At 69.6% G+C, this 16,719-nt stretch carries 16 protein-coding genes; 9 read left to right on the top strand and 7 right to left on the bottom strand.

Annotated features, from left to right (window positions below):
* The 7 genes from AOK18_RS06890 to AOK18_RS06860 form a co-directional block, all read left to right on the top strand.
* The coding region (locus AOK18_RS06890; RefSeq protein ID WP_157865048.1) for an FHA domain-containing protein at positions 1-309 on the top strand (309 nt) is incomplete at its 5' end.
* Positions 310-319: 10 nt separating this feature from the next.
* Positions 320-829, top strand: a complete 510-nt coding sequence (locus AOK18_RS06885; RefSeq protein WP_055573128.1) for an FHA domain-containing protein FhaB/FipA — start codon at positions 320-322, stop codon at positions 827-829.
* A 132-nt stretch (positions 830-961) separates the two neighbouring features.
* Positions 962-2,494, top strand: coding sequence for a Stp1/IreP family PP2C-type Ser/Thr phosphatase (locus AOK18_RS06880; RefSeq protein ID WP_055693725.1), 1,533 nt, complete (start codon positions 962-964; stop codon positions 2,492-2,494).
* A gap of 27 nt (positions 2,495-2,521) precedes the next feature.
* Complete coding sequence (locus AOK18_RS06875; protein ID WP_055573127.1) at positions 2,522-3,958, top strand: FtsW/RodA/SpoVE family cell cycle protein; 1,437 nt, start codon at positions 2,522-2,524, stop codon at positions 3,956-3,958.
* Positions 3,955-5,430, top strand: coding sequence for a peptidoglycan D,D-transpeptidase FtsI family protein (locus tag AOK18_RS06870; protein ID WP_055573126.1), 1,476 nt, complete (start codon positions 3,955-3,957; stop codon positions 5,428-5,430). Before AOK18_RS06875 ends, AOK18_RS06870 begins: the two co-directional genes overlap by 4 nt.
* A 169-nt stretch (positions 5,431-5,599) precedes the next feature.
* The gene (pknB, locus tag AOK18_RS06865) at positions 5,600-7,597 is read left to right on the top strand and encodes a Stk1 family PASTA domain-containing Ser/Thr kinase (RefSeq protein WP_055693724.1); all 1,998 of its coding nucleotides are present in this window, start codon (positions 5,600-5,602) and stop codon (positions 7,595-7,597) included.
* 409 nt (positions 7,598-8,006) lie between these two features.
* Entirely contained in the window at positions 8,007-9,059 is a 1,053-nt protein-coding gene (locus AOK18_RS06860) for a restriction endonuclease (RefSeq protein WP_240503090.1), read from the top strand.
* Between the two features lie 96 nt (positions 9,060-9,155).
* Here AOK18_RS06860 and AOK18_RS06855 read toward each other — a convergent pair whose 3' ends face one another.
* From AOK18_RS06855 to AOK18_RS06835, 5 genes are all read right to left on the bottom strand, one after another.
* On the bottom strand, positions 9,156-9,920 hold the full coding sequence (locus AOK18_RS06855; RefSeq protein WP_055693722.1) for a class E sortase: 765 nt from the start codon (positions 9,918-9,920) through the stop codon (positions 9,156-9,158).
* Positions 9,921-9,933: 13 nt separating this feature from the next.
* A complete protein-coding gene (locus AOK18_RS06850) occupies positions 9,934-11,250 on the bottom strand; it encodes a class E sortase (protein ID WP_055693721.1) in 1,317 nt (438 codons plus the stop codon).
* On the bottom strand, positions 11,247-11,885 hold the full coding sequence (locus AOK18_RS06845; protein ID WP_055570706.1) for an aminodeoxychorismate/anthranilate synthase component II: 639 nt from the start codon (positions 11,883-11,885) through the stop codon (positions 11,247-11,249). Before AOK18_RS06845 ends, AOK18_RS06850 begins: the two co-directional genes overlap by 4 nt.
* A complete protein-coding gene (locus AOK18_RS06840; RefSeq protein ID WP_175400195.1) occupies positions 11,882-12,043 on the bottom strand; it encodes a hypothetical protein in 162 nt (53 codons plus the stop codon). The genes AOK18_RS06845 and AOK18_RS06840 overlap by 4 nt, the downstream gene beginning before the upstream one ends.
* A gap of 531 nt (positions 12,044-12,574) precedes the next feature.
* Positions 12,575-13,354, bottom strand: a complete 780-nt coding sequence (locus tag AOK18_RS06835) for a DUF881 domain-containing protein (protein ID WP_055693720.1) — start codon at positions 13,352-13,354, stop codon at positions 12,575-12,577.
* Positions 13,355-13,493: 139 nt separating this feature from the next.
* On the opposite strand from AOK18_RS06835, the gene crgA reads away from it, so the two are divergent.
* The gene (gene crgA, locus AOK18_RS06830) at positions 13,494-13,748 is read left to right on the top strand and encodes a cell division protein CrgA (RefSeq protein WP_055693719.1); all 255 of its coding nucleotides are present in this window, start codon (positions 13,494-13,496) and stop codon (positions 13,746-13,748) included.
* Positions 13,749-14,081: 333 nt separating this feature from the next.
* On the opposite strand, the gene AOK18_RS06825 is transcribed toward crgA, so the two are convergent.
* Entirely contained in the window at positions 14,082-14,969 is an 888-nt protein-coding gene (locus AOK18_RS06825; protein WP_055693718.1) for a rhomboid family intramembrane serine protease, read from the bottom strand.
* A 109-nt stretch (positions 14,970-15,078) separates the two neighbouring features.
* Positions 15,079-15,606 carry a peptidylprolyl isomerase gene (locus AOK18_RS06820; protein WP_055693717.1) on the bottom strand — a complete coding sequence of 176 codons (528 nt, stop codon included), beginning with the start codon at positions 15,604-15,606 and terminating at the stop codon, positions 15,079-15,081.
* A gap of 323 nt (positions 15,607-15,929) precedes the next feature.
* Here AOK18_RS06820 and AOK18_RS06815 point away from each other — a divergent pair, with 323 nt between their 5' ends.
* Complete coding sequence (locus AOK18_RS06815; protein ID WP_055575055.1) at positions 15,930-16,631, top strand: DUF5324 family protein; 702 nt, start codon at positions 15,930-15,932, stop codon at positions 16,629-16,631.
* Positions 16,632-16,719 lie beyond the last annotated feature (88 nt).

Below are 16,719 nucleotides of genomic sequence, written 5' to 3'. Positions count from 1 at the left end.
CCCCCCGCCACCCCCGCGTCCGCCGGGCGCACCCGGTACTGGATCGAGATCAACGGCAACCGCCACCAGATCTCCGACGCCACGCTCGTACTGGGCCGCAGCACCGAGGCCGACGTGCGGATCGACGACCCCGGCGTCTCCCGCCGGCACTGCGAGATCCGGACCGGAACGCCCTCGACGATCCAGGACCTCGGATCCACCAACGGCATCGTGGTGGACGGACAGCACACCACCCGCGCTACGCTCCGCGACGGCTCGCGGATCGTCGTGGGCAGCACCACCATCATTTACCGGCAAGCCGAAGGGTGAAGCGGGGGCAATGTCAGAGCTGACCCTCACGGTCATGCGGCTGGGTTTTCTGGCCGTTCTGTGGCTGTTCGTGATCGTGGCCGTGCAGGTCATCCGCAGTGACCTGTTCGGCACGCGGGTCACCCAGCGCGGAGCGCGCCGAGAGACCGCCCGGCCGCAACAGGGCGCCCGGCAGGCACCACCGCCGCAGCGCCAGCAGTCCGGGGGCGGCCGCCGCGGCCGCAACGCCCCCACCAAACTGGTCGTGACCGAGGGCACCCTCACGGGCACCACCGTCGCGCTCCAGGGCCAGACCATCACACTGGGCCGGGCGCACGACAGCACCATCGTGCTGGACGACGACTACGCCTCCAGCCGCCACGCCCGGATCTACCCCGACCGCGACGGCCAGTGGATCGTCGAGGACCTGGGTTCCACGAACGGCACCTATCTGGACCGGTCCAGGCTGACGACCCCCACACCGATCGGACCGGGTTCACCGATCCGCATCGGCAAGACCGTCATCGAGCTGCGGAAGTAGTACGACAATGAGCGAGCGGAGCGAGCACGCAGGGGGGGTCCCCACCCCGGGCCCCGGCGCGCTCCCGACCGGAGGGTGGGCAGTGTGGCTCGACACGACCGGCTGTACCCGGAGCCGACGGGCGAGGTGCGCATGAGTCTGTCCCTGCGCTTCGCCGCCGGATCGCACAAGGGGATGATCCGGGAGGGCAACGAGGACTCCGGTTACGCCGGTCCCCGCCTGCTCGCCATCGCCGACGGCATGGGCGGCGCCGCGGCCGGCGAGGTCGCCTCCTCCGAGGCCATCTCCACCATCGTCTCGCTCGACGACGACGTCCCCGGCTCCGACCTGCTCACCTCCCTCGGCTCGGCCGTGCAGCGCGCCAACGACCAGCTGCGCATGATGGTCGAGGAGGACCCCCAGCTCGAGGGCATGGGCACCACCCTGACCGCGCTGCTGTGGACCGGCCAGCGCCTCGGCATGGTCCACGTCGGCGACTCCAGGGCCTACCTGCTGCGCGACGGCGTCCTCACCCAGATCACCCAGGACCACACCTGGGTGCAGCGGCTGGTGGACGAGGGCCGGATCACCGAGGAGGAGGCGACCACCCACCCGCAGCGGTCCCTGCTCATGCGGGCCCTCGGCAGCGGCGAGCACGTCGAGCCCGACCTGTCGATCCGCGAGGTCCGGGCGGGCGACCGGTACCTGATCTGCTCCGACGGCCTGTCCGGCGTGGTCTCCCACCAGACCCTGGAAGAGGCCCTCGCCGGCTACCAGGGCCCCGAGGACACCGTGCAGACCCTGATCGAGCTGGCACTGCGCGGCGGCGGCCCGGACAACATCACCGTGATCATCGCCGACGTCCTCGACCTCGACACCGGTGACACCCTGGCCGGCCGGCTGTCCGACACCCCGGTCGTCGTCGGCGCCGTCGCCGAGAACCAGAACCAGGCCGGCGACAACAGCGCCATGCAGACCCCGGCCGGCCGCGCCGCCGGACTCGGCCGCAGGCGCGGCCAGGGCGGCGGCGAGTTCGGCCCGCCCGGCAGCGGCGACGTCACCGGCTTCATCCAGACCGACGGCCTCGACTACGACGAGGGCGACTTCGTCAAGCCCCGCAAGAACCGCCGGTGGCTCAAACGCTCCTTCTTCGGCCTGCTCACCCTCGCCGTCATCGGCGGCGGCGTGTACAGCGGCTGGCGCTGGACGCAGACCCAGTACTACGTCGGCGCCAACGACGAACACGTCGCGCTCTACCAGGGCATCAACCAGGACCTGGCCTGGGTCTCGCTCTCGAAGGTCGAGAAGGACCACCCCGAGATCGAACTCAAGTACCTGCCGCCCTACCAGCGGAAGCTCGTCGAGGCGACCATCGTCGAGAGCGACCTGCACGGCGCCCGGTCGAAGATCGACGAACTCGCGGTCCAGGCCTCCGCCTGCAGGAAGCAGGCCGAGCGACGCGCCGCCGAGAGCAAGAACAGCGCCAAGACCGGCGAGGGCGAGGCCGGAGGCACCACGGGAACCACCCCCGCCTCCTTCACGTCCAAGGCCTCGCCGACGCCGACCCCCTCGGGCTCGACCGAGGCCCAGCAGAAGTCCACGCCCCCGTCCGCACCTACTCCCAGCCCCGGCCCCAGCCTCTCGGAGGAGGAGCAGAAGGTCGTCTCGCTGTGCGGTAAGCAGTAGGCAAGCCGTGAGAGGCCCTGTCACACGATGAGCAGTACTACCAACCCATCGGCGCAGCACACGTCCACGATCGGTGCGATCGGGGCGCCGAGCCGGCGCAACACCGAGCTCGCGCTGCTCGTCTTCGCCGTCGTCATCCCGGTCTTCGCCTATGCCAACGTCGGGCTGGCCATCGACGGCTCCGTCCCCTCCGGGCTACTCGCCTACGGGCTGGGGATCGGCCTGCTGGCGGGAGTCGGACACCTCGTGATGAGGAAGTTCGCCGCCTACGCCGACCCCCTGCTGCTGCCTCTCGCCACGCTGCTGAACGGCCTCGGTCTGGTCGTGATCTGGCGGCTGGACCAGTCCGAGCGGTTGCAGAACCTGGCGGAGCGCCAGTACGGGGTCTTCACCCCGTCGGCACCGAACCAGCTGCTGTACTCGGCCGTCGGACTGGCTCTGTTCGTGGCGGTACTCGTCTTCCTGAAGGACCACCGGATCCTCCAGCGGTACACCTACATCTCCATGATGGGGGCGCTGGTCCTGCTGCTGCTGCCGCTGGTGCCCGGAGTCGGTGCCGACGTGTTCGGCGCCAAGATCTGGATCAGCGTCGCCGGCTTCTCCATCCAGCCCGGCGAGTTCGCCAAGATCATCATCGCGATCTTCTTCTCCGGCTACCTGATGGTGAAGCGGGACGCGCTGGCCCTGGCCAGCCGTCGCTTCATGGGCCTGTACCTGCCCCGTGGCCGGGACCTCGGCCCCATCATCACCATCTGGGCCGTCAGCCTGCTCATCCTCATCTTCGAGAACGACCTCGGTACCTCGCTGCTGTTCTTCGGCATGTTCGTGATCATGCTGTACGTCGCCACGGAGCGGACCAGCTGGATCGTGATCGGTCTGGTGATGTCCGCCGCCGGCGCCGTGGGCGTGGCCTCGTTCGCCAGTCACGTCCAGGCCCGCGTCGACGCCTGGCTGGACCCGTTCGGCTGCTACCAGACCTCCGGCGCCTGTGAGCAGATCGGCCAGTCGATCATGTCGTTCGGATCCGGCGGCGTCGTCGGCACCGGCCTCGGGCAGGGCAACTCCGACCTGATCGGCTTCGCCGCCAACTCCGACTTCGTCTTCTCCACCTTCGGCGAGGAACTCGGCCTGGCCGGCGTCATGGCCATGTTCCTGCTCTACGGGCTGATCATCGAGCGTGGTGTGCGGACCGCCCTGGCAGCCCGTGACCCCTTCGGCAAGCTGTTCGCGATCGGTCTGTCCGGCGCCTTCGCCCTGCAGGTCTTCGTGGTGGCCGGCGGCGTCATGGGACTCATCCCGCTGACGGGTATGACGATGCCGTTCCTCGCCGCCGGTGGATCGTCGGTCATCGCCAACTGGGCCCTGATCGGCATCCTGCTCCGCATCAGCGACACCGCCCGCCGCCCGGCCCCCGCGCCCGCCAGCAACCCAGACGCCGAGATGACCCAGGTGGTCCGACCGTGAACAAGCCCCTGCGCCGCATCGCCATCTTCTGCGGGTTCCTCATCCTCGCCCTCCTGATCCGCGGCAACTGGCTCCAGTACGTCCAGGCGGACGAGCTGCAGGAGAACAAGCACAACCGGCGCATCGCCATCGAGCGCTACGAGCAGCCGCGCGGGGACATCATCGTCGACGGCAAGCCGATCACCGGTTCCAAGGAGACGTCGGGCAGCGACTTCGAGTACAAGCGCACCTACAAGGACGGCCCCATGTGGGCGCCGGTCACCGGCTACGCCTCGCAGGCCTTCGGCGCCAACCAGCTGGAGTCCATCGAGGACGGCATCCTCACCGGCAACGACGACCGCCTGTTCTTCCGCAACACGCTCGACATGCTGACGGGCAAGAACAAGGAGGGCGGCAACGTCGTCACCACCCTCAACTCCGAAGCGCAGAAGGCCGCCTACAACGGGCTGAAGAAGCAGGGCGGCAAGGGTTCGGTCGTCGCCCTCGAGCCCTCCACCGGCAAGATCCTCGCGCTCGCCTCCTTCCCCTCCTACGACCCGTCCTCGATCGCCGGCAACAGCGACAAGGACGCCGGGGCGTGGCAGAAGCTGCAGAAGAAGGAGAACCCCGACGACCCGATGCTGAACCGGGCCCTGCGCGAGGTCTACCCGCCCGGCTCCACCTTCAAGGTCCTCACCGCGGCCGCCGCGCTGGAGGAGGGTCTCTACAAGAGCGCGGACGAGAAGACGGACACGCCGCTGCCCTGGATCATGCCGGGCACCACGACCCCGCTGAAGAACGACGGCGACCTCCCCTGTGAGGACGCCACCCTCCGCGAAGCGCTCCGGGTCTCCTGCAACACCGTCTTCGGCAAGATCGGCGCCGACCTCGGCAACGACAAGATGCTCGAGTACGCCAAGAAGTTCGGCTTCACCGAGGAGCAGTTCGTCCCGGTCCGCTCCAGCGCCTCGATCTTCTCCGAGGACATGGACAAGTCGCAGACCGCCCTCTCCTCCATCGGCCAGTTCAACACCGCCACCACCCCGCTGCAGATGGCCATGGTCACCGCCGCCGTCGCCAACAACGGCACCCTGATGAAGCCGTACATGGTCGACGAACTCCAGGCCCCCAGTCTCGACACCATCGAGAAGACGGACCCGGAGGAACTGAGCAAGCCGATGTCGGCGGAGAACGCCCAGATCCTCCAGTCGATGATGGAGACCGTCGTCTCCGAGGGCACCGGCGGCAACGCCAAGATCGACGGCGTCACCGTCGGCGGCAAGACCGGCACCGCCCAGCACGGTGTGGACAACAGCGAGAACCCCTACGCGTGGTTCATCTCCTACGCCAAGAGCGAGGACGGCAGCTCCCCGGTGGCCGTCGCCGTGATCATCGAGGACGACAACGCCGTGCGCGGCGACATCTCCGGTGGCGGCCTCGCGGCCCCCATCGCCAAGAGCGTGATGGAGGCGGTCGTCAAGGGCAAGCAGTGACGCCGCTCACGTCCGCTTCCCATCGGTGCACGTTGCGGTACCGGTCATGTATCGGCTGCGGTACTTGGCCAGGTCACACAAAGCGAGCCGGGTACCGTATCCCCGGACGGCAGCCTCCGGCCGCACGAACGTGCCGGCCGGGACCGACGGAGAGGGCTGGTAGTTAGCTATGGAAGAGCCGCGTCGCCTCGGCGGCCGGTACGAACTGGGCCACGTGCTCGGCCGCGGTGGCATGGCGGAGGTCTACCTCGCCCATGACACCCGCCTCGGCCGCACCGTTGCAGTGAAGACGCTCCGCGCCGACCTCGCGCGCGACCCGTCCTTCCAGGCCCGGTTCCGCCGGGAGGCCCAGTCGGCCGCCTCGCTCAACCATCCCGCGATCGTCGCGGTCTACGACACGGGCGAGGACTACATCGACGGGGTCTCCATCCCGTACATCGTCATGGAGTACGTCGACGGCTCCACTCTCCGTGAACTCCTGCACAGCGGCCGCAAGCTGCTGCCGGAGCGGACGCTGGAGATGACCATCGGCATCCTCCAGGCCCTGGAGTACTCGCACCGGGCCGGCATCGTCCACCGCGACATCAAGCCCGCGAACGTCATGCTGACGCGCAACGGCCAGGTCAAGGTCATGGACTTCGGCATCGCCCGCGCCATGGGCGACTCCGGCATGACGATGACCCAGACCTCGGCGGTCATCGGCACCGCACAGTACCTCTCCCCCGAGCAGGCCAAGGGCGAGCAGGTCGACGCCCGCTCCGACCTGTACTCCACCGGCTGCCTGCTGTACGAACTCCTCACCGTCCGCCCGCCGTTCGTCGGGGACTCCCCGGTCGCGGTCGCCTACCAGCACGTCCGGGAGGAGCCGCAGGCGCCGAGCGTCTTCGACCCCGAGGTCACGCCCGAGATAGACGCGATCACGCTGAAGGCGCTCGTCAAGGACCCCGACTACCGCTACCAGTCGGCCGACGAGATGCGCGCCGACATCGAGGCCTACCTCGACGGCCAGCCCGTCGCCGCCACCGCGGCGATGGGCGCGGCCGGCTACGGCGGCTACCCCGACGACCAGGCGACGACCGCCCTGCGCTCGGACTCCGGCGCCCCCACGTCGATGCTGCCGCCCATGAACCCGGACAACGGCGGCTACGGCTACGACGACCGGGCCGGCCGGCGCCGCCAGCAGAAGAAGAACAACACCTCGACGATCCTGCTGGTCGCCGCGGGCGCCCTGGTCCTGATCGGCGCCATCCTGATCGGCCGCTGGGCCTTCTCCGGCGACGGGGGCCCGGGCGACGACACCGTCAAGACCCCGAACTTCATCGGCCTCACGAAGGACGCCGCGGAGAAACAGGCCACCAACGTCGACCTGGTCCTGGAGTTCACCGAGAAACCCTGCGAGAAGCAGGCCAAGGGGAACATCTGCGACCAGGACCCCGCCAAGGGCACCGACGTGGACAAGAAGTCCATCGTCAACCTGGTGGTCTCCACCGGGGCACCCAAGGTCGCGGTACCGAGCGTCGTCGGCGACAACATCGACGACGCCAGGGCGGAGCTGGAGGGTGACAAGTACTCCTTCGTCGTCGAAACGAAGGAGAAGGAGGCCCCGGAGACCGCGGGCACCGTCCTCGATCAGGACCCGCCTCTCGGCGAGGAAGTCGAGAAGGGCACCACCATCACCCTCACCGTCGCCAAGGCGGTGGCCAGGTCGACGGTCCCGGACGTCCTCGGCAAGACGTGCGACGAGGCCAAGTCGCAGATGAGCGCCAACGACCTGGTGGGCAACTGCACCGAGCGGGAGGTCGACGACCCGAACCAGGCCGGCAAGGTCATCGAGACCACGCCGTCGAAGGGCCAGCAGGTCGACAAGAACTCCCAGGTCCAGATCGTCGTCGGCAAGGCCAAGGCGAACGAGAAGGTCGCCGTCCCGAACATCAACAACCAGCTCCTCAAGGACGCCCAGAGGATGCTCCAGGAGGCCGGGCTCACGGTCGGTGACATCGCCGGTTCGCAGGATCCCAACGCCCGGGTCATCACCTCCGACCCGCCGCAGGGCACCGAGGTCGACAAGGGAACGGTGGTCAGGATGGTGGCCGCGGACCAGGGGGGCAACGGCGGCGACAACGGCGGCGGCTTCCTCGGCGGCCTCACCGGCGGCAACCGGGACTGACACCCGGGCCCCCGGGCACGACGGACGCAACGGAGCCCCGGCCCCTCCTCTCAGGGGGCCGGGGCTCCGGCGCACCACGGGCGGGCCTGTGCGGAACCGGTCCTCTCGGAGGAAGGCGGCGGACTCCCGTCACGTTTCCGAGCCCCTGCCTGGGAGGCCACCGACGCACCGGGCTGCGGAAATCCGGGAGTGACGGCCTGTCACCCCCGCCGGTCGGTCCCCCACAGGCCCGCCGGGATCCCCTCGGCGGTCCCCTCCCACCCGTCCGTGGCGGGACCCGGTCCCCTGAACGCACATCCTCACTCCGCTCGTGCCTTCGCCTGCCACCACTCGTTGATCGGGCGGGGCGGCACACCGGGTTCCGCCCCAATCACGACGACGTGAGGGGTACCGAGTGCTCAAGGAGTCAGTGCTTCTGGAGTCGCGGACGCTGCGCAGCGGCGTGCTGGACCGCACGGACGTTCTCGACCGGGTCAAAACCCTGTCCCTGCTGCCGGACGGTCTGCACGTGACGACGGCGATGGTGGCGGCGTACTTCGAGGTCACCGTAAAGACACTGGAGTCAGTGGTCGAGGACCACCGGAACGAACTACGAGGCAACGGCTATCACGTCTTGACGGGCACGCAACTGGCCCTCTTCAAGAGGGCCAGTGGGATCCAGTCGCGTTCTCGGTCACTCGCCCTCTACTCCCGTCGCTCCGTCCTCAACGTCGCCATGCTCCTCCGGGACAGCGAAGTCGCACGTCAGGTGCGTGTCTACCTACTGGACATGGAGTACCTGGCGCGCACACAGCCTGTGGACAACCCGGTACCCGTCGAACCCGCCCCCGTCGAACCCGTCCCTATCGAACCCGCCCCCACCGGATCCGTCGTCCTCGACGACCGCATCGACCGGCGCATCACCCACATCCTCGGCAGCACGGTCGTACCGATGCTCAACGCCCTGATCGCCACCTCCGGCGAACACCGCCGCGAACTCCTCGAACTCCGCGAGGACATCGAGGACGTCGAGCGCAGGCTGTGCTGGCACCACAAGCGCCTCACCACCCTGGAGGGGGAGGCTCCCGCGAAGAGCGCCGCATCGACGCTCGGGGCGATGACCCGGCAGGCGTTCGAACAGCACGTCGCCGGCCTGCTGCGGCGTGACGGCTGCACCGACGTCGTCGTACGGCAGGCCCGCGGCGACAGGGGCATCGACGTCACCGGCCGCACCGCGGACGGGCGGACCGTGGCCGTCCGGTGCGAGAACCGGTCGGGACGCCGGACGGTGGCCGACGCCGACCTGCGGAAGTTCGCGGGCGCGGCGCGTGCCCTCCACCGCTTCGACCTGGCGCTCTTCGTCGCCGCCTGCGACTTCGGCCACGAGTCGCGGGCGATCGCCGACCTGACCGGGGTCGTCACGGTCGATCGGCGGGAAGTGGAGGCCTGGACCGCCGGGGTGCGTCTCAAGGCCCTGCGGTAGGGGAAGACCACGGAGGCCCGGAGCCGCAAGCCGAATGTGCGGCTCCGGACCTCCGTCGTGTTAGGCGCATCAGGCCCCTGAAGGGCCCCGATCGCCTCAGCGCAGTTCCTCCGGCGGTGTCCGGTCCTCGTCGACCTTCTCCGTGCGGACCAGTTCGCCCCAGACGACGTAGCGGTACTTGCTGGTGTACACCGGCGTGCAGGTCGTCAGGGTGATGTAGTGGCCGGCCTTCTTGCGGCCGGACTCCTCGGGGACCTTCGCGAGGACGTCCACGTTGTACTTCGAGGTCTCGGGGAGGATCGCGTACGTCTTGTAGACGTACCAGGTGTCCTTCGTCTCGAAGACGATCGGATCGCCGTCCTTGATCTTGTGGATGTCGTGGAACTTGGCCCCGTGGCCGTCCCGGTGCGCGGCCAGCGAGAAGTTGCCCTTCTTGCCGGACGTGGGCAGGGTCGCCTTCACCGGGTCGGTGTAGTAGCCGGCGACGCCGTCGTTGAGCACCTTCATCGTGGTGCCCTTCTCGATCAGGATGTCGTCGCCGCCCATCGCGGGCACGTGCAGGAAGCCGATGCCGTTCTTGCTGTCGAAGGTGGCGGGGCCGTCACCGGCGCCGGCACCGGGGCCCTGGGCCCAGGTGTCCCGCACCTCGTCCGCCTGCTTGTCCGCCGCGCGGTCGGCGAGCACGTTCGTCCACCACAGGGAGTAGACGACGAACAGCCCGAGCACCAGGCCCGCGGTGATGAGGAGTTCCCCGAGGGCGCTGACCAGCATCGCGCCCGGCCCCATACGGCGGCGGGCCGGAGGCGACGGTGAGGCGGGCCCGGCGGTGTGCTCTTCGGTGTCGTCGGCGGTCGCTGCCACGTTTCCTCTGCCCCTACCTGACGAGCGCATCCGGCTTGCCCTTGCTGCGCGGCCGTTCCTCGTCCATCTTGCCCCAGACGATCATGCGGTACTTGCTGGTGAACTCCGGCGTGCACGTGGTCAGCGTGATGTAACGGCCCGGCCCGGTGAAGCCCGATCCCTTCGGGACGGGCTCGAGGACGCTCACGTTGCTCGGCGGCGTCACCGGCAGGATGGACGCCATTTTGTAGACGAAGTACGTGTCCTGCGTCTCCACGACGATCGGGTCGCCCCGCTCCAGCCGGTTGATGTACCGGAACGGCTCCCCGTGCGTGTTGCGGTGCCCCGCGACCCCGAAGTTGCCCTTCTCGTCGTCCGGCATCGCCGTCTTCAGGGCCCCCTCCGCGTAGTGGCCCACCATGCCCCGGTCGAGCACCTTCTTGCTGTCGATGCCCTCGGCGATCGGCACGACCACGTCCAGCTTCGGGATGTGCAGCAGCGCGAAGCCCTGGCCCGGCTCGAACGCCCCCGGATTGCGCTTGCCGTCGGCCCAGTCCTTCTGGAGGTCGCTGGCCTCCCGGCCGGCCTGCGCCTGCGCCCGCACGTTCGTCCACCACAACTGGTACGTCACGAACAGCAGCATCAGCACGCCGCAGGTGATGAACACCTCGCCGATGCCCCGGCTCACGACGACGGCGGGGCTCGCCTTCCGCTCCCGGGCCCGCCGCCGCGCCTCCACGCGCGAGAGCGGCGCCTGAGGCGCGTCACGGCCCTGCGGCGCCTCGGGCCCCCCGGAGGGGGCGTTCGCGCCGCCACGGCGCCCGTGGCGCTTCTTGGCGGCCTTCCTGCGCGCCGCCCGGCCCCCGGAAGCCGCGGGTGGCTCCGTGCGCACCCCGTCCGCCGGATCCGTCCCGTACGCCGCGGTACCGCCCGTGCCCGTCGTGTACCCCGTGCCGTCCGCACGCCGTCCGCGCTCCACGCGCCGCGGCGGCGGGTCGGGGAGCCGCAGCGCCACCGTCTCCTCGTCGACGGGCGGCGCATACGCGTGCTCGTCGACGGGCGGCAGGTACGCGGTACCGCCGTCGGTCCCGGCACCCCCACCACCGGCCGCACCCCCGCCGTAGGCCGCTCCCTCGCCGTGGGCCGCGTCCGCACCGCCGTAGGAGTAGGCGCCCCGCTGGGTGGTGTCGTACCAGTCGCCGCCCCCGAGCGTGCCGGGTGCCCCGTACGGCAGCGGCTGCTGCTGCCCGTACGAGGTGCCCTGCTCGCCGCCCGTGCCGTGGGAGAAGCCGTCCGTGAAGGACCCCCCGTGTCCGGCGCCGGACTCGCGCTCGGGGCGCAGCGCGGTCACGCCGGCGACCTGCCCACCACCGGGGCCAGTCCCGCCGATCTCGCCACAGCGCCCTCGTCCCCGCACTCCACCAGCCAGTTGGCCAGCATCCGGTGCCCGTGCTCGGTGAGCACCGACTCGGGATGGAACTGCACGCCCTCGACCCGCAGTTCACGGTGGCGCAGGCCCATCACGATGCCGTCCGGCGTCCGGGCCGTCACCTGCAGTTCCTCCGGCACGGTGGCCGGCTCGGCGGCCAGCGAGTGGTAGCGCGTCGCCGTGAACGGCGACGGCAGGCCCGCGAAAACGCCCTCGCCCCCGTGCTCGACCGGCGAGGTCTTGCCGTGCAGCAACTCGGGGGCACGGTCCACGACACCGCCGTAGGCCACCTGCATGGACTGCATGCCGAGGCAGACGCCGAAGACGGGCACCCCGGTCGACGCACAGTGCCGCACCATGTCCACGCAGACCCCGGCCTGCTCGGGAGTCCCGGGCCCCGGGGACAGCAGCACACCGTCGAAGCCGTCCTGTGCGTGCGCCGTCGCCACCTCGTCGTTGCGCAGGACCTCGCACTCGGCGCCCAGTTGGTACAGGTACTGGACCAGGTTGAAGACGAAGCTGTCGTAGTTGTCGACGACGAGAATGCGCGCGCTCACTGGTTGTCCACCGTCACATCGTTGAAGGGCAGCAGCGGCTCGGCCCAGGGGAAGACGTACTGGAAGAGGACGTAGACCACGGCGGTGACCAGGACGAGCGAGAGGAGTGCCCGCACCCATCCGTTCCCCGGCAGATGCCGCCAGATCCAGCTGTACATGCCGTCCCTTCCGTCGCACCACGGCACCAGACCCACGCCGTACGTCACCAGACTAACGGCGTGACGCCCCCGGTTTCCCGGCCTCCGCGGGCCGTGCGGAGGCCGGGCGGGCCCGGACGGCCGGCCGGCGGCCGTGCCCCCGTTCCGGTTCGCGTGTCGTCGGCGGCGGGCAGCGGTCCGGAGGCGTCCACCCGGAAGTACGGGGAAAAGGGCCGATCACCTCGATGTTCGCGGGCGCGGTTTCGTACGGGCACCGGTCGATCCGGTGCGTGTACCGGGCCGTCCCGCCGGCCGGTGCCCCGCGCCACCCCGCCCGGACCGGGCAGAGTCCGTGAACGGGTCGCCGTGCGCGCACCGGTGGCCGGCGACCGCGAAGTCACCCTCACGGGCCGGTCGCGCGGTGCTCGCGCAGCCACCGGGGCCCCTCTTCGGGGTGCTGGTCCCGTTCCACGGCCACGCGCTCGTTCCACGTGAAACCACGCCGCGGGACGTGCGGGAGCCGGCCCCTGGCCCGGTGCGACCCCGCGGCCGCTACGCCACGGGCTTCGCGTGGTGCAGGTCCACCGTGCCCGCGTAGCCGGGGAGCGTCACCGGCCCGTCGTCCTCGACCTTCCAGCCGAGCCCGTAGACGTTGACGTACACCATGTAGTTCTGGATCGACGGGGAGGCCGCGAGCGCGTTCTTCAGCTTCTCCGGATCACCGACCGCCGTGATCTTGTACGGCGGCGAGTAGACGCGGCCCTGGAGGATCAGGGTGTTGCCCACGCAGCGCACCGCGCTGGTGGAGATCAGCCGCTGGTCCATGACCTTGATGCCCTCGGCGCCGCCCTGCCACATCGCGTTCACCACGGCCTGGAGGTCCTGCTGGTGGATGACCAGGTAGTCGGGTTCCGGCTCGGGGTAGCCGGGGAGCTTGGCGGTGGCGTCCGGCGGAGCGTCGTCGAGCGTGACCGTGACGGCATCGCCCTTGAGCTCCTGCGTCCCCGCGCGGCGCTCCAGTCCGTCGAGTTCGTCGTCCTCCGCCGCGCTCCTGCCGGCATCCCGCTCGGCGAGGGCCTCGACCTCCCCGCGCAGGGCTCCGTTGACCTCCTCCAGCTCACCGTTCTTGCGGCTGCGCTCGTGAATGAGGTCGGACAGCCTCAGCAGCGAGTCGTCCGTGCGGATGTTGGTCCCCCTCGCCGTGTTGAAGCTGGTGAAGAAGATCAGACCCGCGAGGGCGAAGACGCCCGCGGTGAGGATCCGCACGGGCCGGAAACCCCGTCGGCGGACAGGGCTGGATTCCGTTCCGGGAGAGTCGGCAGAATTGCTCAACGTACCCTTATCTCCTTCAGCGCCACGGAAGGACTACGCTAACGGACGCCCGGGGAGCGCTCGGAGTCACCTTCCCACCGCCCCGAGCCCGACCCAGTTCCCTGCGCGGCCACGCAGCGCATCGACAGGAGAGACCCTCGTGCCGAAGTCACGTATCCGCAAGAAGGCCGACTACACGCCGCCGGCGGCGAAGCAGACGACCGCCCTCAAGCTGACCAGCCGTGCCTGGGTCGCGCCGGTGATGCTGGCCCTGTTCCTGATCGGCCTGGCCTGGATCGTCGTGTTCTACGTCACCGACGGCAAACTGCCCGTCGACGACCTGGGCAACTGGAACATCGTGGTGGGCTTCGGCTTCATCGCCGCCGGATTCGGCGTCTCCACGCAGTGGAAGTAGCGCTCCGCAGCGCTCACCGCCGACTGGACCAGACCCTGCCCGGAGCCGCACGACGGCTCCGGGCAGGGTTGTCCCCCGCTCTGTGCACGGCTCCGGGCAGGGCTGTCCACCGAGTTATCCACAGGCGTTTCCACAGCGTGGGGAAAAGAAACGACGATCTGTGGATAACCCGTCGGCCGCCGTCAAGTGTTGACGCCTGTGTAACAGAAGTACCAGTAACCGAATGCCTGTTCGTACGTCTCTGACCTGCGAAAACAACAGTCAGCGTCATCGAGCGCACGGATCCCCGCACGGTGTGCACAAGATCCGCCACATGCTGTGGACAACATGCACTCAGACGAGCTGAACCGTCCTCACCAGGGTCGTCACCACGACCACGGCGAGAACCAGCCCACAGGTCCCGTACTGGATCAGTGCCCGCCGTTCACGCGGGGCGTGGACCATGGCGTAACCGATCACGACACCGGCGACAAGTCCTCCGATATGGGCCTGCCATGCGATGTTGCTCCAGCCGAAGGTGAAGATCAAGTTGATCACCAGCAGAGCGATGATCGGCCGCATGTCGTAGTTGAGCCGGCGCACCAGCACCGCGGTCGCGCCGAACAGCCCGAAGATGGCGCCGGAGGCGCCGAGCGAGGCCGTGGACCCCGAGGCCAGCAGATAGGTCAGCGCACCGCCCGCCAGACCCGAGATCAGGTAGAGCGCGAGATAGCGGGCCCGGCCGAGGGCCTGCTCGAGCGGGCCGCCGAGCCACCACAGACTGAGCATGTTGAAGGCGATGTGCCAGATCGCCTCGTGCGTGAACATCGAGGTGACCAGGCGGTACCACTCACCCGCGGCGACGCCTTCGGTGGGGTTGAACGGCGTCGGGGGCCAGACGCCGATCAGCACGAGATGGCTCAGCAGCGACGGCCAGACGTGCACCGCGACGAACACCGCGGCGTTGATCCCGAGGAGGATCTTGGTGACCAGCCGGGGGTCCGCGGCGATGGTGCCGCCCGCGATCGTGCGGGGCATGGAGGCCGTGGGCGCGTGGCCGGTGCCCGAGCCGCCGCGGACGCACTCGGGGCACTGGAACCCGACCGAGGCACTAATCATGCACTCGGGGCAGATCGGCCGCTCGCAGCGGGTGCAGCGAATGCCGGTCTCACGGTCCGGGTGGCGATAGCAGGCGAGGACGCCGCGGGCGTCCTGCGGGCTGCCGGCAGCCTGGTCGTCCATGGGATCCCCTAGGTCGTGTGGAAAAGCCCCGCCCCGCCCATCCTTACGGATGAGCGGGGCGTTTGGTTCCCTCCGGGGGCTCGTGCACTCCTCGGGGACGGGGCGGTCCTCAGCCCTCGCGGATCTCGACCGACTCGATGACGACGTCATTGACCGGACGGTCGGTGCGCGGGTTGGTCTGCGTCGCCGCGATGGTGTCGATGACCTTCTGGCTCGCGGCGTCGGTGACCTCGCCGAAGATGGTGTGCTTGCGGTTCAGCCACGCCGTCGGGGAGACGGTGATGAAGAACTGCGAGCCGTTGGTGCCCGGACCGGCGTTGGCCATCGCCAGCAGGTAGGGCTTGTCGAAGCGCAGGTCCGGGTGGAACTCGTCCTCGAACTGGTAGCCGGGACCGCCGGTGCCGTTGCCCAGCGGGTCCCCGCCCTGAATCATGAAACCACTGATCACCCGGTGGAAGACCGTGCCGTCGTAGAGCTTGGCCTTGGACTTCGCCCCGGTCTCGGGGTGTGTCCACTCCCGCTCGCCCTTGGCGAGCTCGACGAAGTTCTTGACGGTGATCGGCGCCTGGTTCGCGAAGAGCCGGACCTCGATGTCGCCGTTGTTGGTCTTCAGGGTGGCGTAGAGCTGGTCAGCCACGGTGTGCCTTCCGTTGTCTTTCCGTAACGACCCGATCCTCGCACGGACGGGGCGCGCAGTCGTCCGACGCCCGCCCCCTGGGGGCAACTGGGCCGAACGGCTTGCGGAAACCGGGTGAGTGCCGCCGTGACGGGGGCACTCGGGAACGATCCGTGGCATTGTCGACGAGTCGCTCCCGTTGCCCCGTATTCATCCGCTGTCGCACTCGGTCAATGCCATCAGCACCCGTATGCCCGCCCACACATGCCCGGCATCGAAGCGGGAGGCATGATCCGTAAAAGGGTGGACAGTCGAAAAACGTACGCCACCGAGGAGGAGGAACCGTGACCCGCATCGAAAGCGTGCGCGCCGCGACTGATTCGGCAAAGGACAGCGTGCTGCACGCCGCGGACGTGGTGGCGCCCTACGCCGATACAGCCAAGGTGAAGGCCGCGCACTACGCGCAGGAGGCACGCGTACGGCTGGCGCCCAAGGTGACACAGGCCGCAGGGCATGCCCTCGTCCAGTACGGCACCCATGTCCAGCCGTACCTGGAGCAGGCTCGCACCCATGTGCCGCCGAAGGTCGATCTGGCCGCCCATGAGGCCGCCGCCCGCACCCGTAAGGCCGCCCTGCAGGCGGCGGAGTACTCCCGGCCGAAGCTCGAGCAGGCCAGGGCCGCCGCCGGCCCGGCGAAGGAGGAGGCGGCGGCACGCAGCGCGGCGGTGCTGGCCGCCCTGCGCGGTCAGGTCACGGCCCAGCAGATCCAGAAGCTGGTCCGCAAGCAGCGGCGGCGCGCGAAGGCCGGCCGCGCCGCGAAGGTGGTCTTCGTCCTGGGTGCCGTGGCCGGCGGCGCCTTCGCCGCCTGGAAGTGGTGGGACAAGCAGGCCAACCCGGACTGGCTGGTGGAGCCGCCGCCCGCGACCGACGTCACGGAGTCCGGCACGCTGACGTCGGTGGACGGCAGCCGTGAGGCCGCGCTCGACCCCGAGGTCCGGGCCAAGGAGGACGAGGAGGAGGCCGCCAAGCGCGACGACCAGCCGTAGGTCTGTCAGCGCGCGGTGAGGCGCCCGTCCGCGGCATGAACAGCCCGGTGGGGCAGGAGAGTTCGGCTTCTCCTGCCCCACCGGGCTG

It is taken from the genome of Streptomyces prasinopilosus (genome assembly GCF_001419695.1).
Taxonomy (GTDB): Bacteria; Actinomycetota; Actinomycetes; order Streptomycetales; family Streptomycetaceae; genus Streptomyces; species Streptomyces prasinopilosus.
This window is presented reverse-complemented; position numbering and strand designations above follow the sequence as displayed.

Coding starts and splice junctions, on each gene's coding strand:
- AOK18_RS06885 (WP_055573128.1), top strand. CDS start 320: ATGTCAGAGCTGACCCTCACGGTCATGCGGCTGGGTTTTCTGGCCGTT.
- AOK18_RS06880 (WP_055693725.1), top strand. CDS start 962: ATGAGTCTGTCCCTGCGCTTCGCCGCCGGATCGCACAAGGGGATGATC.
- AOK18_RS06875 (WP_055573127.1), top strand. CDS start 2,522: ATGAGCAGTACTACCAACCCATCGGCGCAGCACACGTCCACGATCGGT.
- pknB (WP_055693724.1), top strand. CDS start 5,600: ATGGAAGAGCCGCGTCGCCTCGGCGGCCGGTACGAACTGGGCCACGTG.
- AOK18_RS06840 (WP_175400195.1), bottom strand. CDS start 12,043: ATGTACAGCTGGATCTGGCGGCATCTGCCGGGGAACGGATGGGTGCGG.
- AOK18_RS06825 (WP_055693718.1), bottom strand. CDS start 14,969: ATGGACGACCAGGCTGCCGGCAGCCCGCAGGACGCCCGCGGCGTCCTC.